The sequence below is a fragment of the Sphingomonas swuensis genome, from assembly GCF_039538045.1.
Classification (GTDB): domain Bacteria; phylum Pseudomonadota; class Alphaproteobacteria; order Sphingomonadales; family Sphingomonadaceae; genus Sphingomicrobium; species Sphingomicrobium swuense.
Map to the genome: position 1 here is coordinate 961,493 of NZ_BAABBQ010000001.1, position 25,700 is coordinate 987,192.

The 25,700-nt window shown below is 65.7% G+C and carries 21 protein-coding genes and 1 tRNA gene; 6 read left to right on the forward strand and 16 right to left on the reverse strand.

Going from position 1 to position 25,700, the window contains the following annotated elements; all coding sequences use genetic code 11:
- Positions 1-130: 130 nt before the first annotated feature.
- The 3 genes from ABD727_RS04855 to ABD727_RS04865 all read left to right on the forward strand — a co-directional run bounded on the left by ABD727_RS04855 (position 131) and on the right by ABD727_RS04865 (position 4,196).
- A complete protein-coding gene (locus ABD727_RS04855) occupies positions 131-1,582 on the forward strand; it encodes a PAS domain S-box protein (RefSeq protein WP_344706254.1) in 1,452 nt (483 codons plus the stop codon).
- Entirely contained in the window at positions 1,572-2,186 is a 615-nt protein-coding gene (gene fixJ / locus ABD727_RS04860; RefSeq protein ID WP_344706255.1) for a response regulator FixJ, read from the forward strand. Before ABD727_RS04855 ends, fixJ begins: the two co-directional genes overlap by 11 nt.
- Positions 2,187-2,465: 279 nt before the next feature.
- On the forward strand, positions 2,466-4,196 hold the full coding sequence (locus ABD727_RS04865; RefSeq protein ID WP_344706256.1) for an amidohydrolase family protein: 1,731 nt from the start codon (positions 2,466-2,468) through the stop codon (positions 4,194-4,196).
- Between the two features lie 241 nt (positions 4,197-4,437).
- On the opposite strand, the gene ABD727_RS04870 is transcribed toward ABD727_RS04865, so the two are convergent.
- The 4 genes from ABD727_RS04870 to ABD727_RS13940 form a co-directional block, all read right to left on the reverse strand.
- Complete coding sequence (locus ABD727_RS04870) at positions 4,438-7,371, reverse strand: TonB family protein (RefSeq protein ID WP_344706257.1); 2,934 nt, start codon at positions 7,369-7,371, stop codon at positions 4,438-4,440.
- Positions 7,368-8,120: a PP2C family serine/threonine-protein phosphatase gene (locus ABD727_RS04875; RefSeq protein WP_344706258.1), complete on the reverse strand. Its 753-nt coding sequence runs from the start codon at positions 8,118-8,120 to the stop codon at positions 7,368-7,370. Before ABD727_RS04875 ends, ABD727_RS04870 begins: the two co-directional genes overlap by 4 nt.
- 1 nt (position 8,121) lies before the next feature.
- On the reverse strand, positions 8,122-8,802 hold the full coding sequence (locus ABD727_RS04880; RefSeq protein ID WP_344706259.1) for a vWA domain-containing protein: 681 nt from the start codon (positions 8,800-8,802) through the stop codon (positions 8,122-8,124).
- Between the two features lie 142 nt (positions 8,803-8,944).
- On the reverse strand, positions 8,945-9,364 hold the full coding sequence (locus tag ABD727_RS13940; protein WP_425566759.1) for an SH3 domain-containing protein: 420 nt from the start codon (positions 9,362-9,364) through the stop codon (positions 8,945-8,947).
- Here ABD727_RS13940 and ABD727_RS04885 point away from each other — a divergent pair.
- Positions 9,333-10,022: a TRM11 family methyltransferase gene (locus ABD727_RS04885; protein ID WP_344706260.1), complete on the forward strand. Its 690-nt coding sequence runs from the start codon at positions 9,333-9,335 to the stop codon at positions 10,020-10,022. The genes ABD727_RS13940 and ABD727_RS04885 overlap by 32 nt on opposite strands.
- A gap of 6 nt (positions 10,023-10,028) precedes the next feature.
- Here the strand turns inward: ABD727_RS04885 and ABD727_RS04890 are convergent, their stop codons facing one another.
- The 7 genes from ABD727_RS04890 to ABD727_RS04920 all read right to left on the reverse strand — a co-directional run bounded on the left by ABD727_RS04890 (position 10,029) and on the right by ABD727_RS04920 (position 17,358).
- On the reverse strand, positions 10,029-11,882 hold the full coding sequence (locus ABD727_RS04890) for a DUF6538 domain-containing protein (RefSeq protein ID WP_344706261.1): 1,854 nt from the start codon (positions 11,880-11,882) through the stop codon (positions 10,029-10,031).
- A gap of 63 nt (positions 11,883-11,945) precedes the next feature.
- A tRNA-Glu gene (locus ABD727_RS04895) sits at positions 11,946-12,021 on the reverse strand.
- Between the two features lie 50 nt (positions 12,022-12,071).
- On the reverse strand, positions 12,072-13,193 hold the full coding sequence (gene wecB / locus ABD727_RS04900; protein ID WP_344706262.1) for a non-hydrolyzing UDP-N-acetylglucosamine 2-epimerase: 1,122 nt from the start codon (positions 13,191-13,193) through the stop codon (positions 12,072-12,074).
- Between the two features lie 61 nt (positions 13,194-13,254).
- Positions 13,255-13,536, reverse strand: a complete 282-nt coding sequence (locus ABD727_RS04905; protein ID WP_344706263.1) for an ETC complex I subunit — start codon at positions 13,534-13,536, stop codon at positions 13,255-13,257.
- A 32-nt stretch (positions 13,537-13,568) separates the two neighbouring features.
- Positions 13,569-16,025: an ATP-dependent helicase HrpB gene (hrpB, locus tag ABD727_RS04910; RefSeq protein WP_344706264.1), complete on the reverse strand. Its 2,457-nt coding sequence runs from the start codon at positions 16,023-16,025 to the stop codon at positions 13,569-13,571.
- A gap of 261 nt (positions 16,026-16,286) precedes the next feature.
- A complete protein-coding gene (locus ABD727_RS04915) occupies positions 16,287-17,042 on the reverse strand; it encodes a leucine-rich repeat domain-containing protein (RefSeq protein ID WP_344706265.1) in 756 nt (251 codons plus the stop codon).
- 52 nt (positions 17,043-17,094) lie between these two features.
- Positions 17,095-17,358: a hypothetical protein gene (locus tag ABD727_RS04920; RefSeq protein ID WP_344706266.1), complete on the reverse strand. Its 264-nt coding sequence runs from the start codon at positions 17,356-17,358 to the stop codon at positions 17,095-17,097.
- A gap of 216 nt (positions 17,359-17,574) precedes the next feature.
- Here ABD727_RS04920 and ABD727_RS04925 point away from each other — a divergent pair, with 216 nt between their 5' ends.
- On the forward strand, positions 17,575-18,678 hold the full coding sequence (locus ABD727_RS04925; protein ID WP_344706267.1) for an alpha/beta fold hydrolase: 1,104 nt from the start codon (positions 17,575-17,577) through the stop codon (positions 18,676-18,678).
- Between the two features lie 45 nt (positions 18,679-18,723).
- Here the strand turns inward: ABD727_RS04925 and ABD727_RS04930 are convergent, their stop codons facing one another.
- The 3 genes from ABD727_RS04930 to ABD727_RS04940 all read right to left on the reverse strand — a co-directional run bounded on the left by ABD727_RS04930 (position 18,724) and on the right by ABD727_RS04940 (position 21,453).
- The gene (locus ABD727_RS04930; RefSeq protein ID WP_344706268.1) at positions 18,724-19,839 is read right to left on the reverse strand and encodes an NAD(P)-dependent alcohol dehydrogenase; all 1,116 of its coding nucleotides are present in this window, start codon (positions 19,837-19,839) and stop codon (positions 18,724-18,726) included.
- Between the two features lie 94 nt (positions 19,840-19,933).
- Positions 19,934-20,359, reverse strand: a complete 426-nt coding sequence (locus ABD727_RS04935) for an ExbD/TolR family protein (protein ID WP_344706269.1) — start codon at positions 20,357-20,359, stop codon at positions 19,934-19,936.
- A gap of 86 nt (positions 20,360-20,445) precedes the next feature.
- On the reverse strand, positions 20,446-21,453 hold the full coding sequence (locus ABD727_RS04940; protein WP_344706270.1) for a polyprenyl synthetase family protein: 1,008 nt from the start codon (positions 21,451-21,453) through the stop codon (positions 20,446-20,448).
- Between the two features lie 159 nt (positions 21,454-21,612).
- Between ABD727_RS04940 and ABD727_RS04945 the strand changes: the two genes are divergently transcribed.
- Positions 21,613-23,598, forward strand: coding sequence for a response regulator (locus tag ABD727_RS04945; protein WP_344706271.1), 1,986 nt, complete (start codon positions 21,613-21,615; stop codon positions 23,596-23,598).
- Here ABD727_RS04945 and ABD727_RS04950 read toward each other — a convergent pair.
- Together ABD727_RS04950 and ABD727_RS04955 are read right to left on the reverse strand one after the other, a co-directional pair.
- Positions 23,579-25,012 (reverse strand): sensor histidine kinase, encoded by a 1,434-nt coding sequence (locus tag ABD727_RS04950; protein WP_425566760.1) that lies wholly within the window; start codon positions 25,010-25,012, stop codon positions 23,579-23,581. The two genes, ABD727_RS04945 and ABD727_RS04950, sit on opposite strands and share 20 nt — an antisense overlap.
- On the reverse strand, positions 25,009-25,671 hold the full coding sequence (locus ABD727_RS04955; RefSeq protein ID WP_314443682.1) for a response regulator transcription factor: 663 nt from the start codon (positions 25,669-25,671) through the stop codon (positions 25,009-25,011). Before ABD727_RS04955 ends, ABD727_RS04950 begins: the two co-directional genes overlap by 4 nt.
- Positions 25,672-25,700 lie beyond the last annotated feature (29 nt).

Here is a 25,700-nt window from a genome sequence, read left to right on the forward strand (position 1 = left end):
GAGGGCTTTAGGCGCCTGGAGGGAGCAGCACGATTTGGATGATGTCCCTACGGTCTGTCCCCTAAGGGATTTACCGGAGGCGCGCGGGGCGCGTTTCGCCAGCCGGTTCTTGCCGCGATTGTCGGTGCCAGTGGCGCTCGCACTCACCTTCGTAGCGATCGGTGGTGCGGCGGCGATCCGCTTGCTTTTCGCGGACGAGCTTGGCCAGCGCGCCACCTTCATCTTTTTCGTACCCGGCGTGGTGGTTGCGAGCGCCTTGTCCGGAGTTAGGGCGGGCACAGTGGCAGCCGTTATCGGCGCAATGACGGGCCTGTGGTGCGACTGGCTGACAGGGCCGGTTACTGGGGGCAGCCTGATTGCCTCTGCCGCCTTTGTCGTGATTGGTCTCGCGGTGGCGATCGGGGGCGAGTGGTTCCAGCGCGCCCGGGTCGAAACGGAAGCGGCCGCCGCAAGCCTGGCACGGCGCGAGGCGCACCTCCGCTCCATTCTCGACACGGTGCCAGACGCAATGGTGGTGATCGACGACGCCGGGCTGATCCGCGACTTCAGCCCCGCTGCCGAGCGCACCTTCGGCTGGACCGCAGCTGAAGTGACTGGGCGCGATGTCAGCCTGCTGATGCCGCAGCCGCACCGTGCCGCGCACGGCGGATATCTTGCCCGCTATTACGAGACCGGCGAGAAGCGCATCATCGGGATCGGTCGGGTCGTGGTCGGCGAGCGCAAGGACGGATCAACCTTCCCGCTCGAGCTAGCGGTTGGAGAGATGAAAGCTGCTGGCGAGCGCTTCTTCACCGGCTTCATTCGTGACCTGACCGAGCGCCAGCAAGCCGAAGCCCATTTTCAGGAGCTGCAAAATGAGCTGGTCCATGTGTCCCGGCTGACGGCGCTCGGGGAGATGGCCTCCGCGCTCGCGCATGAGCTCAACCAGCCACTGTCCGCCATCGCTAACTACCTCAAAGGCAGCCGGATGCTCCTTGCCCGCGATGAAGTCCCGCAGGCCAAGGTGGCCGATGCGGTCGATCGCGCCGCCGGCGAAGCCCTTCGCGCCGGTGACATCATCCGGCGTCTGCGAGACTTCGTCGCTCGTGGCGAGACCGAGCGCACCATCGAGAGCCTGCCCAAGCTCGTCGAGGAGGCGAGTGCCCTCGCGCTGGTCGGCGCCAAGGAGCACGGCATCAAGGTGCGCTACGCCTTCGCGTCGGAAGTCGACCTGGTGCTTGCTGACAGGGTCCAGATTCAGCAGGTGGTCTTGAACCTCGTCCGCAACGCCGTGGATGCCTTGTCGGAATATTCTTCGCTCGAGCGCGACCTAGTAATCGCCATCGAACCCGCAGATGGTGAGATGGCACTCGTCACAGTGTCCGACAGCGGTCGTGGTATCGACCCCGACGTCGCTGAGCGCTTGTTTCAGCCATTTATCACCACCAAGAGGACGGGTATGGGCGTCGGCCTGTCGATCTCGCGAACCATCATTGAGGCGCATGGCGGGCGCATCTGGGCGGTCCCGCGCGATGGCGGCGGCGCACAATTTGGCTTCACCCTGCAACGCGTCCGGGAAGAGGATCTGCACGATGGAGAGTGAAGGCGCGGGCGCGATTGTTTACGTGATCGACGATGATCAGGGCGCGCGGGAGTCCCTTGAATTTCTGCTCGATTGCAATGGCGTCAGGGTTCGATCCTTCTCCTCGGCCGACGCCTTCCTTCGCGCTTCGCCGCCGCTTGGCGGCGCCTGCATCATCACCGATGTTCGCATGCCCGGTACGAGCGGGCTTGAACTCGCCGAAGAACTGAAGCGCCGCGGCGCCACTGCGCCGGTCGTGATGATCACTGGTCACGCGGACGTTCCGCTTGCCGTTCAGGCCATGAAGGCAGGTGTCAGCGACTTCATTGAAAAGCCGTTTGACGACGAGCTGCTCCTGTCGGCCATCCGGAAAGCTCTTGCCCAGCAAGCAGAAGGGCAGGCAGCGCAAGCTGAGCGGCAAGCCATCCATGACCGAATCGCCACGCTATCTGGCCGTGAGCATGAAGTCATGGACGCGCTGGTCGCCGGTGCCGCCAACAAGGTCATCGCCTTCGACCTCAGCATCAGCGCCCGGACCGTTGAAGTATACCGCGCTAACGTCATGCTGAAGATGCAGGCAAAGACGCTCTCCGACCTCGTCCGCATGGCAATGATTGCCCGCTGACAACTTCACCAGGACGTCTGAATGTGAAGCGAAGATGATAACAGTGGACGTTCTGCTACCGGCCAATTGCCGACACTCAGGTTGGCCAGACCCTGCGTCAGCCGCTGGTGGTAAGTGGAAGGGCTGCTTTCGGGTGACCCGGAGGCGTAAGCGGACGTTCGTTCAGCTACCTCGAGAGCGTCCGCACACGACCCGAGCCAGACCTTTCATAGTTCTTGACTTGGGCGTGCGCCGCCACGCAGCTATAGCCGCTGAAGCTGGCAGCTTCGGGGGGGGCTCATGAAGAAGGCGCAAGCCGCGATTGCAATGCTTCTGCTGGGATCAGCAGTTCCGACACAAGCCGAACCCGTCGCTTTAGTCGGAGGTACAATCGTTGATGGAACCGGCAGTAAACCCATCGAAGGCGGAGTCGTCTTGCTTGATGGAGACAGGATTACGGCGGTTGGTAGCAAAGATGCCGTTCGCATCCCTTCCAACGCCCGCCGGATCGATGTCCGGGGCAAGTGGATCACGCCAGGACTGGTGGACGCCCATGTCCATTTCTCGCAATCAGGAAGCATCTACACGCGACCGGACGCCATCGATCTCACGAAAGTCATTCCGTACAAGCAGGATGTAGAGCAATCGAAGGCACGGCTAGACGAGACGTTCAGACGATACCTAGCGAGCGGCGTCACAACCGTTGTGGATGCCGGTGGACCGCTATGGATCTATGAGGTCCGCAATCGTGCCTCGAGCGGCGTGACAGCGCCTCGCGTCGCCGTCGCGGGTGCCTTGATTGCAACTGAGCCTGCCCCTGAAACCACGAAGCTGGACTGGGGTGAGCCAATCATCGTCTCGGCTGCGTCGCCGAGAGAAGCGGCTGAGCTTGCGAGGGCCCAGCTGCAGCGCAAGCCGGACTTAATCAAGATTTGGGGGATCGGGTCAGGTCCTGAAGGCAGCGCCAGAGTTCGAGACATTACTCGTGCGGTCGTCGCGGTTGCACGTCCAGCAGGGGTTCGAGTTGCTGTCCACGCCACTCGCCTCGAGACCGCAGAGGCTGCTCTGGATGGCGGCGCCGACGTGCTGGTGCACAGTGTGGAAGATGCACCACTAACCCCTGCCTTCATTGCGAAGCTCAAGGCGAACAACGCAGTCTACGTCAGCACTTTGATGGTGCATGAGGGCTATCGCGATGCGTTCCTTGGCCAAGTGCAGCTTACGGCTATCGAGCGCGGCAACTCTGATCCGAACATTCTCGCCTCGCTTTACGAGATGCCGCATGGAGTGATCGAGCGAGCGACTGCCCGCTATCCGGCCGATCCGGTCCCACAAGTCTCGGCTAATGCGCTGGCTTTGTTGAGGGCCGGTGGCCGACTTGCCGCTGGCACCGATGCGGGAAACATCGGTACTCTTCATGGTCCAGCGCTTCATCGTGAGCTGCAGATGCTTTCGCAGGCGGGGCTCACCCCGTCTCAGGTTCTGACTGCTGCCACCAGAGATGCAGCGTTCGCTTATTCAGCTCGGCCCGACATCGGGGTCTTGGCACCCAATTACCGTGCCGACCTGCTGATCCTTGATGCTGATCCTCTGAAGAGCGTTTCCAATCTGAGCCGCATCTCGCAGGTGTGGAGCCGCGGCGTTGCGTATCGTCCTTCGCAGCTGTTGCCGAGCAGTCCCGAGCTGGTGGTTGAGAGGCAGCTGCAGGCCTATAACTCACGAGACCTGGATAACTTTCTTGCGACCTATGCCGAGAACGTGCAGGTCTATGACCTGCCGGTTACGACGAAGCCAAGCATTGAGGGCAAAGCCGCGATGCGCAAAATCTATGGCGACATATTCCAGAAGTTCCCGGCAATTCATTGTCGCGGAGCGCAGCGGATGGTTGAAGGCCGCTTCGTCATCGACCAGGAAGTTTGCTCGCTCGACCCGGCCAAACCGCCGTTTCATGCTTCGGCAACCTACGAAGTAGTTGATGGCGTCATCAGGCGGGTATGGTTCGCTGATGCACAGGTTAAGCTGCAGGAGTGACGCCGTTACGCTGCTGCGACAGTGGTAGTCAGTCAGTCCACTTGTGGGCCTTGGGCTGTGGTCAGGAGGCGCCCCCGGTGCTGACGTTCACACCTCGATTAGCTTAAGTGGCACCACATGGTGGAAAGCGGACGGTCCTCTTTCGGGTAGGGGCACTCGTATAGCGGACGGCCGTTCGACCAAACTAAGGATGTCCGCTTACGACCCGTTGCAGACATTCGCTGAGTCTTCCCTGCGCTAGCTAATCGAGCCTCGGCAGCGTCCAGTATATGGTCACGGTAGTAGCGGAGGGGGCGGGATTGCCGCTTGCGTCTTGGGCTGGCGCAAACTTCGCTCTCGCCCGCATCAGTCGGCAAGTCGCGTTGTCCAACAGGGGAAATCCACTGCTCACGATCATGGTGCAGTCCGATACGCCGCCACGCTCATCCACGTCGATCGAGACTCTGACCTTGCCCTCTTGCCGGGCGTAGAGAGCGCTTGCGGGGTAATCGTCTGCTGTAATCAGTGATGCAAGGGCCTGATGCGGGACAGGCGCCGTGACCGCTTGGCCCAGCGGGACACCTGGTCCGCCGTCCACGCCGGTCGACGGGTTTTCGTATGTTGAAGCAGGATCGCCTAGGAATGAGGGCGGGACGTAGACGATCGTGCCGCCCTTGAGCGACACTTCTGCATAGCCGTCTGGCGTCAACCCGATCAGGGTCACCGGCGTGCCCGCAACCAGCTCCTTGACGGTTTCGGCCTCCGGATCGGGTTCGCGGAGGGCCGAAATGCTCTCGTTGATTACCCGTTGACCGGTAGCGCTTGTATCGAGCGATGGCCGTTCGTTCAGAGATAGGTTCCACTCTGCCGACGCGTAATAGCCCTTGTAGGGTCCCGACGTGATCTTCAGCCACTTCTTGGTTTCGCCTTCCGGCGTTACCTCCACTCCCATCACTTGGGCTCCGCGTGGAAGCTTGCCAATAATGGGTGTCGAAGTGCTGGCACGAAACCTCACGTTCGTCTCGCGCACTGCGTAGTGAGAACTGGCTGCCGACTCTTCTTCAGGAGTGACTTGGTCTGGTCCCGTGCCCTCGTCAGAAGCGTCGACCGGCGCAAAGCCATTTGGAACGGGAGGAGTGAGGCTGGTCGAAGTGTTGGAGGTTTGAACCACGGGCGCTGTAGGCGTCCAGCTTCCGATGGCGACGAGCACGGCGATGATGGCGAATATGGCAGCCCCCCAGCCGATTGGGGCTGAGAATGAGCCGTGAACGTGCTTGATGTCCGCATCGAGCTGCAGCTTGTGCTCGTGCAGCTTCTGAAGCTGAGCGTCGGGCGCCTGACGTAAGGAGAGCGCCTGCTGGGCAGCCCTGGTCAAGGCTGCCTGTCCGTCGGCCAACTTCTGCCGAAGGGAGACTTCCTTTCGGCTTATGTCTGACTTGATGTTGTTGAGTTGAACCTGGTCAGCCTGATTAGGGTTGGGATTGTAGGCAAATTGGGCTTCGAGGCGCCGCCGCCATGCAATCAGCTTGTAGGCATTCGACGGACCGAAGCCTGGCACCTGTTCGATGCGGTGCGGCGTGGTAATGTCGGCTGCGGTTGCGAAGCCATAGGAAGCAAGCGTCGACGTCTTGGCCGGACCGATGCCGGGTATTTGCGCTCTTCGAATGTAGAAGCCATTCAGGAATGCTTCGAGCTGAGTGGTCCGCCGGTTCTGCTGATAAGACTGAAGGCGCTGGTTGAGCTCAGCGGAAAGGCCCTGATAGGCCTGCTTGTCCTTATAAAGATCTGCCTTGAGCTTGCTGAAGGGCTCGTTACCGCAGCGATTCTGCCAATCGCCAAGGGCTCTTGTCCATTGCCGGTCAAGGTTGCTGCGCTGGCCCTTGAGGCCGCCTACGTCACCCGCGCAGCCGAACAGTCGCGCGAGGCCGAACCAACCGGCCGGAATGTAGAAGATCCACAGCCCAGGGCTTGCCAGCAGGATGGCGCCGGCGAGTGCAACTGCTCCAGCACCCAGCCCTTTCTGCTTCCAGGCCTCGGCTCGAAGGCGTCGTGCTTCTGCCGAGGGCTCGGGCGAGATGTCGTGAAGCCTCGGGGTTGGCGGGCAGGCACCTGGGGGTGCGATTGCCTCGATCGCTCGCCAAACTGCCTCGAGATTGAAGGAGATACTGCTTGGAGATGGGGCGCTCGGTGACGCTGCCTTGAAGGGAGGCAGGAACAGCATGATGCCCTGCGTCCGTTCCATTCGGCACCACGGGCATTCAGGCGAGCCTTGCCAATAGTGATGGAGGCTATTGTCCCGGCAGCCCTTCAGACCACGAGTCAGCTGGTCGAGAAGACCAATCCAGTCTTTCGCGCTCGGTCTGCTCGCGGCAGGTCCAAAGGCAGCTTCGAATGCGCCACCCAGTGCTGGCGGGAAGTGCTTGAAGAGCGGCGCCCCTGGAGGTGGCACCATGCCGACGGGCCGCTTGCCATAAGCGAAGCGAAACTCACGGATCGCTTTCTCGATCGGCATTTCGCCCTTCGAGTAGGATCCCGAGAATGGATGGCGGCCCATGAAAAGGAGCTGAAAGACGACAATGGCTAGGCCGAAGTTATCGTGATTGGTCGTTCTGACCGTGCCATCCAGCGACATGCTTTGCAGTTCGGGCGGCGTGTAATCGGGAACTCCGACCTTGCAGAGAAAGCGCTTTGCACCCTGGCTGAGCTGGAACGAGTCCGCATCGATCAACGTGACCTTGGCGTCATCAGCGATGAAGATGCCGGAGGGATTGATGTCGCCAATGACGCAGCCGCTCGCATGGACGGCGCCGATTGCCTTGGAGAAGTTAGACGCGGTTCGGACCAGAAACGGGTAATTCGCCTGTGGAAAGCTGCTCTTGCGGGCTCCTGGTGAGTAGAGCTCGAACAGTGCCTTATGACCACTGACCTTGCGCATGATGAAGCCGGCGAACTCGCCATTGCGCTTCCGAACAGGATCGATCGGAAAGGCAGCGAGGGTGGTGAGCTCCGATAGGCGAGCTGCCACCATCGCCAGGATCTTTTCATGACGTTCTCTGGCGCCATTACCTGAGTAGACCTTCACCGCGCGGGCATTGTCGTTGGCAAGCGCGTAGACTTCCCCTTCACCGCCTCGACCAAGACGATCGCCAAGCGCCAGCTGTGTGCCGTCGAAGCGGAAGAGGACTGGCTTATTCATCGGCGAACGGCAATGACCAGTGTCTTGTCGTCGTCCGTGCGGCTGTTCACCTTCTCGCTGTCGAGATAGCTCCTTAGCTGGAGCGAAAGATCTCCGTTCCGCCCTGTTCCAGCGTTGCTCTCGAGCGGACGCACCATGTTGGTGACGAATGGCGCAAACGGCGTCTTGGCGCTGAAGTCCAGGGCGAGGCGCTCCAGCCCATCTGTCATCAGGACCAGCGCGGATGCCGCCTTGCCCAATCGCTCGAACCGGAGTTGAGGACTGGGATCGTCGGTCACAAAGTAGGTGGTAGAGGCATACTCTCCATGCGCCGGCCACAGCGGCACTGACCACTCCTCTTCGGCGGCGAACTTCATGATGGCAGCGCCGTCGCCAATATGCAGCACGAGCGTTTCGGTCGGATTGGCCAGCACAGCGATAAGCGTCGAAGCAAAGGCGCGTGGAACCGATCCGCGGCGCTCCGCGGCCAAGGCAAGGAGATCACGCACCTCGTCCAGCCAGGACCAGAGCGTCTCCTCCGTCGGAAGGGTAGGCGAGGCAGCCAAACTTTGCTCGGCCCTGCGCATGATGGTTCGGGCAACGAGGCTTGCGCCCTCGCCGCCGAATTCAGCGCTTCCCGCCCCATCGGCGACGATTGCTACGAGGGTTTCGCCTACCTGCTTGCACTGGTTGGCGTCCTGGCAGCGGGTGCCATTTTTTACATGCGAGGTGCCGCGAACACTCGCGGCAGCCCAGGACCAGGCGGTCACGTCAGCCGGCTACGGCCCAGCCGTTGGGAGCGGTTGGATTTTGGAGCGGAACCTGATCATCCGTGTTTGACCGCGAGACCGAGCTCAGCGAGCTCGAGAGCCACCTGAACAGCTCGCCGAAAGCGAGGCCTTTCAGCTTCAACGGCTCGCGGACGGATAGCTGTAACAGAATCTGCAGGTCGGCGTCCTGCACCGCCACCGGATAGAACATAAAGCGCTTGGCTGCTTCACCAGCCTTCACCTGCTCCGCGGCACGCTGCCAGGAGTCGGTCGGAGCGCCATCGGTTATGAGAAATATCCAGGGACGATAATAGGACACGCCGTTCGTTCGATACTCGTTCTTGCGAGCCTCCAGCATCTGGAGACCACGCTCAATGGCTTCACCCATTGGGGTCACGCCACCAGCCTGCAGTTCAGGCGGGAAGAAGTTAGAAACCGACGTGAAGTCAGACTGGACCTCAACCGGACCGAAAGTGACGATAGCGACCTCGACCCGCTTGGCAGCCAGCGCATCGGCATTGAGCTCGTCGCGGAAGGTCGTGAGGCCAGCGTTCAGCTCGTTGATGGGCTGACCGCTCATCGAGCCGGACGTGTCTAGAAGGAGGAGGCATGGGCAACGCGGCTCGGGGTTTTCCGCAAACTCGGCACCACCGAAAGCCACTTGTTCGAACTCGTTGGACATACTTACCCCCGCTTGAATCTACACTGTCAGCTAAGCGCGTTACCCGGGGAGCTTCAACAAAAGCTTGATGAAGTGCGGAGGAGATCACCTTCTTGGGAGCACCCGTGCTTTGAGAGCCACGCGCCGGCAACGTCGATTACTGTCAAACGCCGTATCGCTTGTTGCCACCCGACGTGATGCAATAGCGTCCTCCCCGCGGGCCTATGCAGACGCGGTCGCCCGAACAAGGGCATCCAGCGTCTTCGTAGAACCGCTTGTGTGAGCGTGGGCGAGAGCGAGTTGATGATGATCGGTGCGAGGAGGTGCCAGGTCGCGATTGGCGCCTCGATGCGTCCGCTGCGCCCGCGTAAAGGCCAAGGCTCTGGCTCGGCGAGAGACTGCTCGGATCGGGGACAGGCTCGACTGGATCGATTGGCTTCACGTCGCTTAGAAGGGGAGTTGAGACCCAGCATACGGCCGCACCGGCTTCTACTTTGGTCCATCCGTTACCAGTCTCAAGCACGTTGGCCTTTGAACCGCGCGCGAGCTTGGTGACAATCGTCGCCGCGCTGTCCGGAACCATCCGGCAATTGGCGGCGCTGCTGCCGCCGGATAGCCTTGGTTACGATCTAGATCCGAGATATCCAGGCGTTCAACGTGCTGACTTCCTCGCTGTCGATCTCCCGCGCGATCGGCCAACAGCCATCATCGGAAACCCTCCGTTCGGTAAGAATGCCAGCATGGCTGTTGCGTTCTTCAATCGCGCCGCTCGCGCAGGGGATGTGATCGCATTCATTATGCCAGCGTCCGTTCGGAAAGCTTCGATTGAGAACCGTCTCGACAATGCATTCCATCGCATTTGCGAGGTGCCGGTGCCTGAGAACGCTTTCCTCTTCCGGTACGAGCCATTCCACGTGCCGGCTGTCTTCCAAATTTGGGAACGCCGCCCTTACAAGCGGGAGCTGCAGCGCACGGAGACCACTCACCCCGACTTCAAGTTTACCAAGCCGGAGCTAGCCGACTTTGCTATCCAGCGCGTTGGCGCCAATGCCGGGCGTGTACATCACGACCTCAACATGAGTCCGTCATCTCACTATTTCATCAAGGGAGAGGTCGAGACGATCATGAAGCAGCTCGATTTCGCCAGTGTTGTCGGCAATGTCGCCGGCAACCCGAGCCTAGCGAAGTCGGAGATCGTCCGTCTCTACCGCGAGTACAAAGACGGCTCGACGACCGACTGAAAATCATCAGTCATCCGGCTTGCCGCGGCGCAGGACCTCACTCCAATTCAAGCCGGACACCGCCTGCCTGATCGCCTCCCAATCGATGCACGAGAAGTCGATGCGATGGAGTTCCCTGTACAAGTTCCGGATGCGAGGCTCGGAGCCATACTGCTCGCCGACGTGGACCAGCGCATGCCCGCAGATCTGGTTGAGGGTCTTGGATGTCAGATTGGCCTCGTTACCCTTGGCCTTGAAGGTATGCCGGAGCGAGTAGAAGACGAGCCGCTTATCCTTGGACACGTATCGGTCCACGATGCGGTTGATGCGTTGGCTGGCTTCCTTGGTCTTCTTTCCGACCTTGTTCTCCTTTAGGTCGGGGAAAAGCTGCCGGTGCCCGGCTGCAGCAAGCGCATTGCAATAGGCGAGGAAGCCGATCGCAACCAAGTTGGCATGGACGGGCACGAGACGCCTCGACTCCGGGTTCTTGACGCTCTTCTCTTCTCCGTCCTCTAGAAGCGCATAGTCGCTGATGTCGAGATAGACGATGTCACCGTCACGGCGGATGTCGGCGAGCGCCACCTGCCCGACTTCCTCCAACCGAGCCCCGGTCGTCGCAGCAATCAGGAACAGCCAGAAGATGGTGACGTCGCTAATCCGGGACGGTGAGTTCCACGACCGCGGATCGACAAAGAGGGGACAAGCAAACAGCAACGTGAGTTCGTGGTCCTCCAAGCTGCGACGGTTCTTATTTGTCTTTGAGTAACCAATGATGGTGATGCCCACGCCGTTGTTGCTCGCCGTCCAGCGCTGCTGGAAGGCGTAGGTGAGTAGCGCTTGAAGCGCGCCGATCCGCTTCTTCAGGGTTGCCGGCGAACACTTAGGCGTACCGCCGCCGTGCTTTTCCACGCGAGCCCGAAAAGGGAGGGCACGATCGGCACGGGGCATTGTGCTGGGCAGCCGCGCTGCTTCGTCGCGATAGTCGAAAAGCAAGTCGGCGTCGATCGCCGATACCGGGATATCACCTGCAAAGTCGATGAAGTCATCAACGGAGGCCCTATACTCCAGCGCCGTTTGCGGGCGGGGTTTGTTGCCGTCTTCCCACTCGTCAAACAGCTGCTTGAGCCGCATGTTTGGGCGAAGTCGTGACCGGTTGGGGCGATGGCGCCGCTTGGCCAGCCGAGCACGGTTGAAGTCTTCGTCGGCCGGGCGCTGCTCATCTAGGACGGCGAGCAGGGCCTTAGCGATCTCTTCGGTGGAGAAGCGCTGAGCTTCAGGAACGAAGCGCCGGAGCCGTTCTGCGGCTTGCAGAAGGTGAGGATGCCAGGCGTTCCCGGACTCGTGCCAGAGAGATCGAATCCAGTTGGTGCCGACCTGCTCGGCCTCGCCGCCGTAGACGTCAGTGACGATGCCCGCGAACCGAGACGGCTCGTCAAGCACGGCATTCCAATCAGTGTTGACCGCCGGTCCAGTGATTGCGGGCGGGTAGATTTGCTTGGGGTTGGCCGAGAAGCGTCCGCCGACACCCGCATCCAGTTCCATGAGGGTAAGCAACAGTCGCTGCTGACCCGACAGCCCGCCGTTTGTCGGTGCGCTCTCGCACCAGCGCCGAACGACTGCACCGGGTGTGGGGAGCAGCGTACCCTCTGCGAGCTTGTGCCTGGCTTCGGCGAGATCGCGCTCGAACTCGGCATTCAGCCTGGCGAATGGCTCCTTGGCCATCACGGGATCCTTGGTGCCAAGCGTAATCTTCCGCTCACGCATGCCGCCGAACGCGGCCCGAAGCGGCTCGGGGATGGCGCGCCGGAAGTAGAGCTGCCCCGTACGGGGGTCGGCGAAGGGGGTGGCCATGCTGGACTTCTTCACGGTTTCTGTACCCATGTTCTGTACACATGATGGGTAAAGAGGCCGTAAATCCAACGCTTTCCAAGCCTTAGGCTTGGATGGTGACCCCTACGGGACTCGAACCCGTGTTTTCGCCGTGAGAGGGCGACGTCCTAGACCGCTAGACGAAGGGGCCATGCGCGAAGCGTGCGGGGGCCCTATGGCGGGGCGGCCGCCGTTCGTCAATCACGCGATCTGCCGTTCCTGGCGGCGACCGCTCCGGACCATCCACTCCTCGATCCCGTCGACGATCCGCGGAGCGGCCTGACCGTCGCCGAACGGGAGCGCAGGGATCGACATCGCACGGTAGGCGGCGCGATCGTCGAGTAGCCTGCGGACCTCGCGGACGATGGTCTCGCGGTCGCTTCCGACCAGCATGCTGTTACCGCTGGCGATCCCCTCGGGACGCTCGGTCCGCGAGCGCAGGACGAGCAAGGGGATTCCGAGCGCTGGCGCTTCCTCCTGGATCCCGCCGCTGTCGCTCAGGACGAGGTTGGCCGAGCGCAGCGCGGCGACCATCCCGCGATGGTCGAGCGGCGCCAGTAGGCGAAGGCGCGGATGCCCGCCAAGCATCATCCGCGCGGCATCGGCCATGGCGGGATTGCTGTGCAGGACCACCTCGATCCGAAGGAAAGGCGAGCGGGCAAGCTCGACCAGCGCCGTCGCGATGGGGGTGAAGGCCAGGCCCCAATTCTCCCGCCGGTGGCAGGTCACCAGCAAGCGCGGAAGCCCGCCCGCGTCGAGCAGCCGCGGAGGCAGGCTGGCGAGCGTCTGGAACAGCGCGTCGATGGCGGTGTTGCCGGTGACCATAATCTCGCCGCCGAGACCCTCCTCGCGGAGGTTGGCGGCATTGCCTTCGGTCGCCGCGAACAGCAGGTCCGACAAGGCGTCGATCTCGACCCGATTGCCTTCCTCGGGCCAGGGCAGGGCAAGGTCATGGCTCCTGAGCCCGGCCTCGACATGGGCGAGGGGAACCGCCGCAGCCGCCGCGCCGAGCGCTCCGCCGAGCGCGGACGAGGTGTCGCCCTGGACGATCAAGAGGTCGGGACGGGAAGGCCCGCGAAGCTCGGGCTGGAGCGCGGCGGCGACCAGTTCGGCATGATGGCGGGGGTCGGGTCCCGCCTTGCAGCGCAGCCGCACCGCCGGGACGTTGCCGAGACCGTAGAGGGTGGGATCGAGGTGCGGATGCTGGCCGGTAAGCGCGATGCGAGGCTCATGCCCGCGCTCGATCAGCGTATGGATGACGGGCGCGAGCTTGATGGCTTCGGGCCGGGTGCCGATGACGAGCAGCAGTTGGCGTGACGACACCAGCGTTCCCCCCTAGGGAACGATCCGGCTCCGCAACGATAACCTAGATTGTGTTTTCGACCTAGCGGAAATTGTCGGCGTAGGCCTGCAGCTTGAGCTTGACCGGCGGCGCGAGGACCACGTGATAGTCGAAACCGTGCTTCTCGGCATAGGCGATCGCGGCCTCGCGAGTCGCGAAGGCGAGGCGGACCTGGACCCTTGTATCGGCATTGCCGACCCAGCCGGTCAGCGGATCGTGGCGCTGGGCGCGGTCGCTCTCGAACTCGAGGGTCCACTTGCCCGCCTTGGCGCGGCCGGACTGGGTGGTCTTGCGATCGGTCTCGATGATGCGGGCGGTCGGCATGGGCTGCGAGGTGGCGGAAGCCATCGGCGAAATCAAGACCGCGGCTTCGCGCGAAGGGTCGGCGAGGCCGAGGCGGGATCGTCGGGCCAGGGGTGGCGCGGGTAGCGGCCGCGCATCTCCTTGGCGACCTCGCGCCAGCTTCCCGCCCAGAAACTCGGAAGGTCGCGGCTGGTCTGGATCGGGCGGCCCGCGGGCGAGGTGATGGCGAGGGTCAGCGGGACTTGTTCGCCCCCCACCATCGGGTGCGCGGACAGGCCGAACAGCGCCTGGGCCCGGACCTCGATGGTCGGTCCGCCGGCCGCGGCATAGTCGATCGGGTGCCCGGCGCCGGCGGGCGAGCGAAAGTGGCTCGGGGCAAGCTTGTCGAGGCGCTGCTGGCCGTCCCAGCCGAGCAGCCCGTGGAGCGCCTGGGTGAGCGCGCCGGGAGCAATGTCTCCAAGCCTCCGGCGGTTGGCGACGATCGGGGCGAGCCACTCGTCGAGCCGCTCGAGCAGCGCCGCGTCGGACAGGTCGGCAAGGTCGGGCGCGAAGGGGCGGGCGAAGGCGGCCCGGGCGCGAAGTGCCTGCGCGTCCTCGCCCCACGGCAAGAGGGCGAGGCCGTGGCTGCGCACGCCCTCGACCAGGGCGGTGGCGATTGCTGCGGGATCGGGGTTCGAGTCCGGGCCCGAGGAAAGGCGGATGGCGCCAAGCCGCCGGCTGCGGGTCGGGGTCACGCTCGCGGTGGCGGGATCGAAGGCGCCGTCGTGGCGAACCTCGATCCGGTCGGCGAAGAGGGCGAGGACGTCGGCCTCGTCGATCGCGGCGGCGGAGAGGATCCGCGCTCCAGCGGCGCTTCCTGCCACTTCGGCCACGGCGAGCCATTTGGCCGAGGCGAGGGTCGAGGCGGGATCGAGCCGGAAGCCACGCCCGCCGACCGACTGCCATTGCTCGCCCGAGGGGTCGCGGCGGCGCGACAGGCGGTCGGGGAAGGCGAGGGCGACGGCCATGGCGAGTGCGTCGCCGCCTCCGCCGTGGCCTGACGGGACCTGCTTGAGCCAGCGCCTGCCCAGCCCGCGCGCGGCATCGGCGCGGCGGCCGCGGTCCGAGCGCCAGCGTCGACGGCGGAGGTCGAGGTCGGGATCGTTGCCGCCCAGCCCGCGCTCGGTGAGGAGGACCGCGGCGTCGGCGGCATCGGCGGCGAGGCCGCGGGCGGCGCCCTCGACCAGCATGTGGGCGAGGCGAGGCTCGAGCGGGAGCCGGGCGATGGCGCGGCCGTGGTCGCTGACCCGGCCGTCGGCATCGGTCGCGCCGAGCACGTGGAGGCGGGCGCGGGCCTCGGCGATGGCAGCGGCGGGCGGCGGATCGAGGAAGGGCAGCGAGGCGGGGTCCGTCTCGCCCCACAACAGGCAGGTGAGGAGCAGGCTGGAGAGGTCGGCCTCGAGGATCTCGGGCGGGTCGTGGGCGGGCAGCGCGCTGGTCGCTGCCTCCTCCCACAGGCGGTAGGCGGTGCCGGGCCGCTGGCGGGCGGCGCGCCCGGCGCGCTGGATGACGGCGGACTGGGCGGCGCGCTCGGTGACGAGGCGGGTGAGCCCGGCCCCGCGGTCGTAGCGAGGGCGGCGGGCAAGGCCGCTGTCGACCACCGCGGCGACATGGTCGAGGGTGACACTGGTCTCGGCGATCGAGGTGGCGAGGACCAGCTTGCGGGTGCCGGGATCGGGTGCCTTCAGGGCCTGGCGCTGGGCGGCGGGGTCGACCTGGCCGTGGAGGCGGTGGAGGACGACGTCGGCGGGGAGGGCGCCGAGCGCGTCGGCAGTGCGCTCGATCTCGGCCACTCCGGGGAGGAAGGCGAGGACCGAGGCGCCCGGCTGCTCGGCAAGCGCGAGGCGGCAGGCGGCAGCGACCTGCGGCTCGATCCGTGCGGCGGGATCGCGGCCGAGGTGGCGGAGCGTCAACGGGAAGCTCTTGCCCTCCGACCGGACCAGCGGCGGGTCGCCCAGCAGCCGGGCGAAGCGCTCTCCGTCGAGGGTCGCCGACATGGCCAGCAGGCGGAGGTCGGGGCGGAGCGCGCCGGCGGCATCGAGGGTGAGGGCGAGCGCGAGGTCATTGTCGAGGCTGCGCTCGTGGACCTCGTCGAACAGCACCGCCGAGACGCCGCCAAGCTCCGGATCGGCCTGGAGGCGCGAAAGGAAGACGCCATGGGTCATGGCGATGAGCCGGGTGTCGCGACCAACCCTGCTGTCGAGCCGCGTCTGGTAGCCGACCGTGGCGCCCGGCTCCTCCCCCATCTGGCGGGCGACATATTCGGCCGCGGCACGGGCCGCGAGCCGGCGCGGGACCAGCAGCAGCAGCTGGCCGGTGCACCAGGGCTCGGCGAGCAGGGCGGGCGGGACCGCTGTGGTCTTGCCCGCCCCTGGCGGCGCGATCAGCAGCGCCCGCGGCCCGGCGCGCAGCGCGGCGAGCAGTTCGGGCAGGACGGCATGGATCGGCAGGGCGGTCACGCCTGTGTCCATGGGGATACGAAAACAGCGGCGCAATGGGCCGAAGTTCTCGAAGTTCACCGGGTGCGAGGGTCCGGCGGCGCGGCGAAGTTCTCGAAGTTCCCAGGGTAAAGGGGTGTCGCAAGGCTCCTAACCGTAGGAAAGAGTTGCGAGTTTGACACACCGGTATGGTTACAAGCGTCAAACGTGCAAAGAGAGGCTTGTATCTGAGTGAGTCTGGCAGGCGAACCACCCTGGCGAGTAGATCATGCCAAGTCCTACTTGGCAATCGGTTTAGGCGGGACGCAGCCTGCCCTCGGTCCAGCTTGCCGGATCGAACCAGCGGCAGACGAGGTCGGGCCGCTCGGCATGCAGACGGGCGAAGGCTTCGCGCGGGGCGACCCGGGCAATGTCGAGGAAACGGAGGCGCGGGCAGAGTGCCAGCGGCGACAGGTCCTTGTCGGCGAGCCGGGTCGAGACGGCGAGAAAGGCCTCGAGCGAAGCAAGACTGGCAAGCGGCGCGAGGCTGTTGATCGTGAGCGGAGTGTCGATCGCGCCCTCGATCCCGATCACCCGCAACTGGTGCGCGTCGGCGAGCCAGTCGAGACCGGGCATCCTTCGGGCATTGGTGAGGAGCAGCGTCCGAAGCGCGGGAAGCCGGAGCAGGGGGGCGAAGTCGGACAGCTTGCGCGGGCTGTCGATGCTGAGATGCGATAGCCGGTCGAGCCCGAGGAGGGGGGACAGGTCGGTGGCGACGAACGGCCACTCGAGCTCGAGCCGTTCGAGCCCCGAGATCCGGCCGATCTCCTCGAGACAGGGCTGGTCGACGTTGGCGGCGACGAGGTGACGGAGCGCGGTTCGCTGCCCGAGGCCGCGATAGTTGCTGCCGTCGCGAGCGAGCCAGGCGCAGCGGGCTTCGTCCGGGATCAAGTCGGCGCTGGCGCGGAAGTGGTCCGCCTTCCACTCGGTCCAGTCGCGGTCGGCATGGCCGCGATAGTGCGACTGGAGCGCGCGTTCGAGAGTCGGGAAAGCGTCGAAGTCGGCGTTCATGACAACCGACTAGCGCGGGGCGGTTAAGGAAGGCTGCAACCGCGGGCTGGAGTCAGTCGACCCGCGACCGTGTAGCGTCGGTGACGCTCTGGTCGTGCCCGCTCTTGTCGCTGAAGAAAGCGGCGGCGAACAGGCCGCAGCCGAGCAGGACCGAGATGAACACGCCGCCGATCACCGCCACCACCATGTGCAGGTAGAGCTCGCCGGTGGCGCCGAGATAGACGAGCGCGCCGATCGTGAAGACCACCGCCAGCAGGATGATGAGCTTCATGATCCGCCGAAAGTCGGCGGCGGCGTTCTGACGGTCATGGGGCATGGAGTGGATTTAGTGCCGGCGGCAACGGTGCGGCATTGGACATAGTGTCCCACAGTGAAGAGTCGCTCTGGCCCCTCCACCACTCAGCCTGCGGCCGAGTGGTCCCCCTCCCCATTCCGCCGGGCGGAACGGGGAGGTTGTGGCGGTCTTGCGTGTTCATAGGAACGCGGTCGATAGTGGCAGCGGGGCGGGGCGTGCTTGTCGAGGAGACGATCGATGCGTCGTGCCGCCATCCTGGTCCTGATGATGTCCGCCACGCCCGCAGTCGCGCAGACGGGAAGGCTGGTCGCGGCCGAGCCGGTGGCGAATACGCCGGCGGGAATGCAGGCGTGGAAGGTGCGCTATCTCAGTCGGGACGACCGGACGAGCGTGCGCGAACTGACCGCGATGGTGGTTGCGCCGCGCGAGGCGGTCCCGACCAAGCCGCGCCCGGTCATCGCCTGGACCCATGGCACCTGGGGCACCGCGCAGGGCTGCGCACCCTCGCTCAGCGCGCGCTTCTTCGAGACTCTTCCGGCGCTGGACGCGGTGCGGCGCGGCTATGTGGTGGTGGCACCCGACTACCCCGGGCTCGGGAATGCGGGGGTCCACCCCTATCTGGTGGGCACGACGACCGGGCGCTCGGTGCTCGACGCGGTACGTGCGGCGCAGCAGGTCGGCGGGGCGGCGGCGGGCAATCGCTTCGCGGTGTGGGGCGAGAGCCAGGGCGGCCATGCGGCGCTGTGGACCGGACAGATGATGGCGGCCGATGGCGGGGGATTGTCACTGGTGGGGGTCGCCGCGGGGGCGCCGCCGACCGACCTTGCCGCCAACTTCGCGCAGGCGAGCGATCCAAACGCCAAGGGCTTCCTGACCGCGCTCGCGACCGAAAGCTGGAGCCGCTATTATGGCGTCCCGCTGAGGATCGGGCAGGCGCGGACCCCGGGGCTGATCCGGCGGCTGGCGCAGAAGTGCGTCACGGTGGATTCGGCGCCCAATCTCGGGACTTTGCTCGGGATCCTCGCGCTTCGGCAGGACCTCGCGCGGGTCGACCTCGGCCGGACCCCGCCCTGGGCGAGCTATGTCGCGGCGAACAGCACGAGCCCGGTCAGCCGGGTCCCGGTGATGTTCGCGCAGACGGCGCAGGATCCGCTGGTCGCGCCGGCGGTGACTCGCGCCTTCGCCCGCCGGATGTGCGCCAACCGGGTGCGGGTGCGCTGGTTCGACCTGCCCGGCAAGGACCATGCGACCACCGCCAAGCAGAGCGCGGCGGCGACCATCGAATGGATCGGCGAGCGGTTCGCGGGGACGCGCGCGCCGAGCGACTGCGGGCGGATCTGAGCGGCGAGGGAAGGGGAGCGGCCGGGTGCCGCTCCCCCGGCCGGCTCACTCCTCGTCGGCTTCCTCGTTAGCGAGGGTGGCGATGTCGATGACGTAGCGGAAGCGTACGTCGCCCTTCTCGACCTTCTTCATCGCCTTGTTGATGTCCTGCGCCGGGATGATCTCGATCTCGGGCGCGATTCCGTGCTCGGCGCAGAAGTCGATTACTTCCTGGGTCTCGGCGATCGAGCCGATCAGCGAGCCCGCGACCGAGCGGCGGTGGAAGGCGGCCTGGCTGTTGTCGACGCCCGCCATCGGCTCGAGCGCGCCGACGATCACCAGCGTCTTGTCGCGCTTCAAGAGCGCGATGAACGGGTTGATGTCGTGCTTCTCGGGCACGGTCGAGATGATGAAGTCGAAGGTGCCGGGGACCGCGGACAGCTTCTCGGCCTCCTTCTTCAGCTCCTTCTCGACCGTGACGTGGGTCGCGCCGAGCTTCTCGGCCTCGGCCTTCTTTTCGGGCGAGGTGGTGAAGACGGTGACCTCGGCGCCGAGCGCCCTGGCGATCTTGACCGCCATGTGGCCGAGCCCGCCGAGGCCAACGACGCCGACCTTGTCGCCCTGCTTCACGCCCCAATGCTTCATCGGCGAATAAGTGGTGACGCCGGCGCAGAGGATCGGCGCGGCTTCCTCGGGCTTGAGCGCGTCGGGGATGCGGATGACGAAGTCCTCGCGGCAGACGATGTTCGAGGAATAGCCGCCATAGGTGTTGTCGCGGCCGTACATGTTCTCGCCCGTCGCGGCCTTGGCGGCGGGGATAAAGGGGCCGTTGTAGGTGGCAAGGAAGCCGTTGGGGCCTTCGCAGTAATTCTCGTCGCCTTCCTTGCAGGGTGCACAGGACTGGCAGCTGTCGACCATGCAGCCGACGCCGACGATCTCGCCGACCTTATACTTGCCGTTCTTCGCCGCCTTGGCGACCCGGCCGACGACCTCGTGGCCGGGGACGCAGGGGTAGACGGTGTTCGACCACTCGTTCTTCACCTGGTGGATGTCCGAGTGGCAGAGGCCGCAATAGAGCACCTCGATCAGGAGCTCATTGTCCTTGGGCTCCTCGCGGGTGAAGCGGAAGGGCTTCATGCGGCTGAAGCTGTGCTTGGCGGCGTAACCGATCGTGTCGACCATAAGGAGGCGTCTTCCTGTCTCGGGGGGTGAGACAGGAAGAAAGGGAAGCGGGGAGGTTTGTTCCCCGTTTCGCCTCATGGTCGCGCCGGGCCGGTCAGAAGCGGGCGTAACTTTCATTGCCAACGAAGCCGACGCGCGTCAGCTGCGCCTTGCGGATGTCGACCAGCAGCTCGTCGACCAGACCGTAGGGCGCGAGGGCCGCGGGCTGGAGCTGGAGCTCGGGCTCGTCGGGGAGCTGAGCGGTGGCGAAGAGCAGCGACTGGAGCTGCGGCCTGCTGACCGACATCCCGTTGAAGAGAAGGGTGCCGGCCTCGGTCACGACGATCTTGTTCTTGGTGCGGTCGGGCTGGGTCGGCGGCGGGGGTCCGGTCGGGAGGTCGAGGCTGACCGAGTGGGTCTGCACGGGGATGGTGATGATCAGCATGATGATGAGCACCAGCATGACGTCGATCAGCGGCGTCGTGTTGAGTTCCACCATCGGCTCGGGGGTGGACTGCGGCATCAAGGCGAGTGCGGCCATGCAAGCGACTCCTCAATCATGAGACAGTGTAACGTCTCACTTTCGAGTGAGGTTCGCAAGCGGGTGTTTTTCGGCGGGAGTGCGGCTCAGTAGGTTCGGGCGACGGCGAATTCGACCGCCTGGGTGAGGGCGGCGCGGGCCTTGCCGGCGGGGAAGGGGGCGATCGCGTCGAGCGCTCGGCGGGCGTAGGTGCGGGCCCGCTCGAGCGTCTCGTCGATCGCGCCGGTGCGCTTGAGCAGCGACACGGCGTGGGAGAGGTCCTCGTCCGAGGTGCGCTCGCCGCCGACGGCTTCCTTCCAGAAGCGGCGTTCCTCCTCCGAGCCGCGGGCGTAGGCGAGGATGATGGGAAGGGTCATCTTGCCCTCGCGGAAGTCGTCGCCGAGGTCCTTGCCGCTGGTCGCGCTCTCGCTGGTGTAGTCGATCGCGTCGTCGACCAGCTGGAAGGCGATCCCGAGATTGCGGCCGAAGCTCTCGAGCGCGTCCTCGGCCTCCTCGCCGGCTTCGGCGACGACCGGGGCGATGCGGCAGGCGGCGGAGAAGAGCGCGGCGGTCTTGGCCTCGATGATGTGGAGGTAGGTGTCCTCGCGAGTCTCGATCTGGCGCTGCGCGGTCAGCTGCGCGACCTCGCCTTCCGCGATTACCGCCGAGGCGCGGCTGAGGATCTTGAGGACCTTGAGGCTACCGTCCTCGACCATCAGCTCGAAGGCGCGCGAGAAGAGGAAGTCGCCGACCAGCACGCTCGCGGGATTGCCCCAGATGAGGTTGGCGGTGCGCTTGCCGCGGCGGGTGCCCGAGCCGTCGACCACGTCGTCGTGGAGCAGCGTCGCGGTGTGGATGAACTCGACCGCGGCGGCGAGCATGTGGTGGCGGCTGCCGTTATACTGGCAGAGCGCGGCGCTGGCGCAGGTCAGCATCGGCCGCATCCGCTTGCCACCGCCGGCGATGAGATGGCCGGCGAGCTCGGGGATGAGCGGGACCTCGCTCTGCATCCGCGACAGGATGACCTGGTTGACCGCGTTCATGTCGGGCGCGGTGAGCGCGACCAGCGGATCGAGGCTGGGCGGCGGGGTGAGGCTGTGGAGCGAGGCGGTCACGAGGCCAGCGGGTAGGCGGGGAGCGCGGCGGGAGCAAGGCCGGGGCGTGTTTGTTGCGCGGGCGGAACTTTGCCAGGGCTTGCTCGCTGAAGCGGCGGGGACAATGGGGGTGAGCGTCTGAACGGAGCGTCACAGCGTACATCGATCCGGCGGTCGGCATTGCTGATCGCCGCGGCGGCGCTCGTCCCCTTGCTGCTCTTCGCCATCTTCCAGATCGGCTATTCGTCGCGCGAGCAGCGCCGGGTGCTGGAGGCGCAGGCGCTGAGCGCGAGTACGGCGGTGATCCTTCGCGCCGACGGCGAGGTGATGCGGCTGACGACGGTGCTCGATGCGCTCGGCACCTCGGCGGTGCTCGAGCGGGGCGAGCTTGACGCGCTTGCCCAGCGGGTCGTCAAGTTCACCCAGCTCCACCCCGACATCACCGGCTTCGAGGTCCGCGATCGCAGCGGGCGCGTGCTTCTGCGCCAGGGCGTGACCGACGGCGAGCGGCTGCGGAGCATCGGGCCGGTCAACGACCGCGCCATCTTCGCCGGTTTCGCCAATGGCGGCGGCTGCCGCTGCCTGCTGTTCGAGCGCTCGGGCGAGATCCGCGGGCAACCGGTGGCGCTGACCCTCTTCTCGCGGTCCGAGACCTTCGCCCGGCTGCTCCCGCCGCGGAGCGAGTATGACGTGTCGGCGCTGGCCGGACCGCAGGCCCGCTTCATCGCCCGCTCGCTCGGCCACGAGGAGCGCTTCTCGACGCTGAGCTCCACCTACGTCCAGCAGGCGGTCCGCTCGGGGAAGGCGTCGGACCTCTACCGCGGGCAAACGCTGGAGGGACTGGAGAATTATTCGGCCTTCACCCGGTCGCGGCTGACCGGCTGGAGCGCGCACCTGGCGCTGGGGTCGGCCTATCTCGACAATCCGGCGCGGCGCTTCTTCGCCTCGCTCGGGGTCGCCGCGCTGCTGTCGCTGGTGCTTGCGGGGCTGCTGATCTGGTTCGCGGTGCGGCAGATGATGGACGCGCGACGTTTCGCCGAGCGGATGCAGCAGGCGCAGAAGATGGAGGCGCTGGGACAGCTCACCGGCGGCCTCGCGCACGACTTCAACAATCTTTTGACCCCGGTGATCGGGACCCTCGACCAGCTCCAGCGGCGAGACGGGCTGGACGAGCGCGGGCGGCGGCTTGCGGCAGGCGCGCTCACCTCGGCGCAGCGCGCCGCGCGGCTGACCCAGCAACTGCTCGCCTTCTCGCGCCGGCAACGGCTTGCGATCGGCGCGGTGGACGTCACCAGATTGCTGGCCGACGTCCGCGAGCTGATCCAGCGCACGCTCGGCGCCCGCAATCGCTTCGAGATCGAAGCGGACCCGGTGGCGCCGTGCATCCTGACCGATCGCACCCAGATCGAGCTGGCACTGCTCAACCTCGCGATCAACGCCCGCGACGCCTCCCCCGAGGGAAGCCCCATCACGTTGAGGGTCGAGGCGGATGGACATGGCCGGGAAGGCGAGGAGGTGATCCGCTTCTCGATGATCGATCGCGGCAGCGGAATGAGCGAGGAGACAAGGCGGCGCGCCCTCGAGCCGTTCTTCACCACCAAGCCGACCGGGCAAGGGACCGGACTTGGATTGCCGCAGGTGTTCGCGGTGGTCGAGCAGTCGGGCGGAACGGTCGAGATCGCCAGCAAGGAAGGCGAGGGCACGGTGGTCACCCTCGCGCTACGGGCGTGCGCCGAGCCGGAGAAGGCCGCGGCCCGGGCCGAGGCAAGCGAGCTTGCCGCACCGGGCACCAGCAAGACGCTGCGACTGCTGGTGGTGGACGACGACCCCGAGGTCCGCGGGACGATTGCCCGAATGCTGAGCGAGGCCGGCCATGCGGTCGACGCGGTCGCCAACGGCACCAGCGCGCTGGCGGCGCTGGCCGCCGAGAAGTTCGACCTCATCGTCACCGACTATCTGATGCCGCTGATGAGTGGCGCCGAGCTGATCGAGGAAGCGCGGCGGGTCCGGCCGGGCGTGCCGTTCCTGATCGTCACCGGCTTCTCTGACACCGAGCAGCTGCGCCGTGCCTGTCTCGACACGGCGACGCTGGCCAAGCCGTTTACCGCGGACGAACTGATGGAAGCGATTGCCAGCAGCCTGAAGGCTAGCCGGCAGGAAGACTGAGCCGGGCGAACAGCCCGCCGAGGTCCTCGCTCTCCTCCAGCGTGATCCGACCGCCGTAGATCTCGGCGACGTCGCGGACGATGGCGAGGCCGAGGCCGGTGCCGGGCTTGCCGGTGGTGTCGAGCCGCTTGCCGCGGGTGAACAGTTCGTCGCGCTGGGTCGCCGGGATGCCAGGCCCGTCGTCCTCGATCATGATGTCGACGAAGGGCGCCGAGACCTCGACCGTGACGAAGACCCGCCCGGAGCCATATTTCGCGGCATTCTCGACGAGGTTGCCGAGCATCTCGTCGAGATCCTGGCGTTCGACCCGGACCTCGGCGCGCTTGTCGCCGGCGATGTCGATGGTCGAGCCGGCGTGCATGGTGGTGACCGCGCGCTGGACCGCCTGGAGGCTGTCCCACACCGGCGCCCGGGCTTGGGCCGACGCGCGGCGACCGATCGCGCGGGCGCGGGCGAGGTGGTGGTCGACCTGGCGGCGCATGGTGGTCGCCTCGCGGCAGACGGTGTCGTGAAGCTCGGGATCGCGCGCGGTGGCGGCGTTGGTGATGACCGTGAGCGGGGTCTTGAGCGCGTGCGCGAGGTTGCCAGCGTGGCGCCGCGCCTCGTCGGCCTGTGCCTCATTGTGCGCGAGGAGCTGGTTGATCTCCTCGGTCAGCGGCTGGAGTTCGTCGGGGAAGTCGTCGGAGATGCGCGTCTTGGCGCCCGAGCGGATCGCGATCACCTCGGAACGCACCCGGCGCAGCGGCCACAGGCCATAGACGGTCTGGAGCGCGGCGAGGATGATCAGCCCGAGGCCGAGGACCGCGAAGCTCCAGATGAGGACGGTGCGCAGCTCCTTGAGCTGGAGGTCGAGGTTCTCGCGGCTCTGCGCGACCTGGAAGCGCCACTTGACCGGCGAGCCGGGGATGATGACGTCGCGCTCGACGATCCGCAGCGGCTCGTCGACGAACTGGTAGCTGTCGTAGGTCGCGGTATCGATCCGGCCCAACGCGGGCTCGACCTTGAGCCGCCGGTCCCACAGCGAGCGCGAGGGAAAGTCGGGGACGTCGGGGACTCGGCCGTCGGCGCCCGGGAGCGGCGAGATCTGGAAGTAGCTGCCCGAGTAGCTCTCGATGAAACGCTGGTCGGCGGGCGGGCGCGAGAAGCGGATCTCGCCGGTGGTGCCGATCTCGGAGGCGCCGATCATCGAGCGCATGACGAGTTCGAGGCTGTCGTCGAAACTGCGCACCAGGCTGTTGGTCAGCACCCGGTCGAGCGCGAAGCCGCCGGCGAACAGCAGGATCGAGATCCATACCGCCGCGACGACGATCATTCGCCGGGTCAGCGAGCCGGTCCCGAGACGACGGGGACCGGTCGCAGGCCTTGAACCGCTTTCTTCGGAAGTCCCGGCCTTGGCCGGGACGGCGGCGTTCATGCAGGCTCCTCGAGGCTGTAGCCGAGGCCGCGGATGGTGGTGATGACGTCGGGCCCGAGCTTCTTGCGGATGCGTGTCACGAATACCTCGATGGTGTTCGAATCGCGGTCGAAGTCCTGGTCGTAGATATGCTCGATCAGCTCGGTCCGGCTGACCACCTTGCCCTTGTGGTGCATGAGGTAGCTGAGGAGCTTATACTCCTGCGCGGTGAGCTTGACCGGCTCGCCGTCCTTGGTGACCTTGCCCGAGCGGGTATCGAGGCGGATGTCGCCGGCGATCAGCTCGGACGAGGCGTTGCCCGAGGCGCGGCGGATCAGCGCGCGGAGGCGGGCGATCAGTTCCTCGGTCTGGAACGGCTTGGCGAGATAGTCGTCGGCACCGGCGTCGAGTCCGGCGACCTTGTCCGACCAGCTGTCGCGGGCGGTGAGGACGAGCACCGGCATGCGCCGCCCTTCCTTGCGCCAGCGGTCGAGCACGGTCAGTCCGTCGACCTCGGGCAGGCCGAGGTCGAGGACGACCGCGTCATAGCTTTCGGTCTGGCCGAGATAATGGCCGTCCTCGCCGTCGGTGGCGAGGTCGACCGCATAGCCCGCGCCCTCGAGGGTCGAGCGAAGCTGGCGGCCCAGCGAAGGTTCGTCTTCGACGATCAGCACGCGCATCGATGTGTTTCTCCCTTTTGAGGACCTTA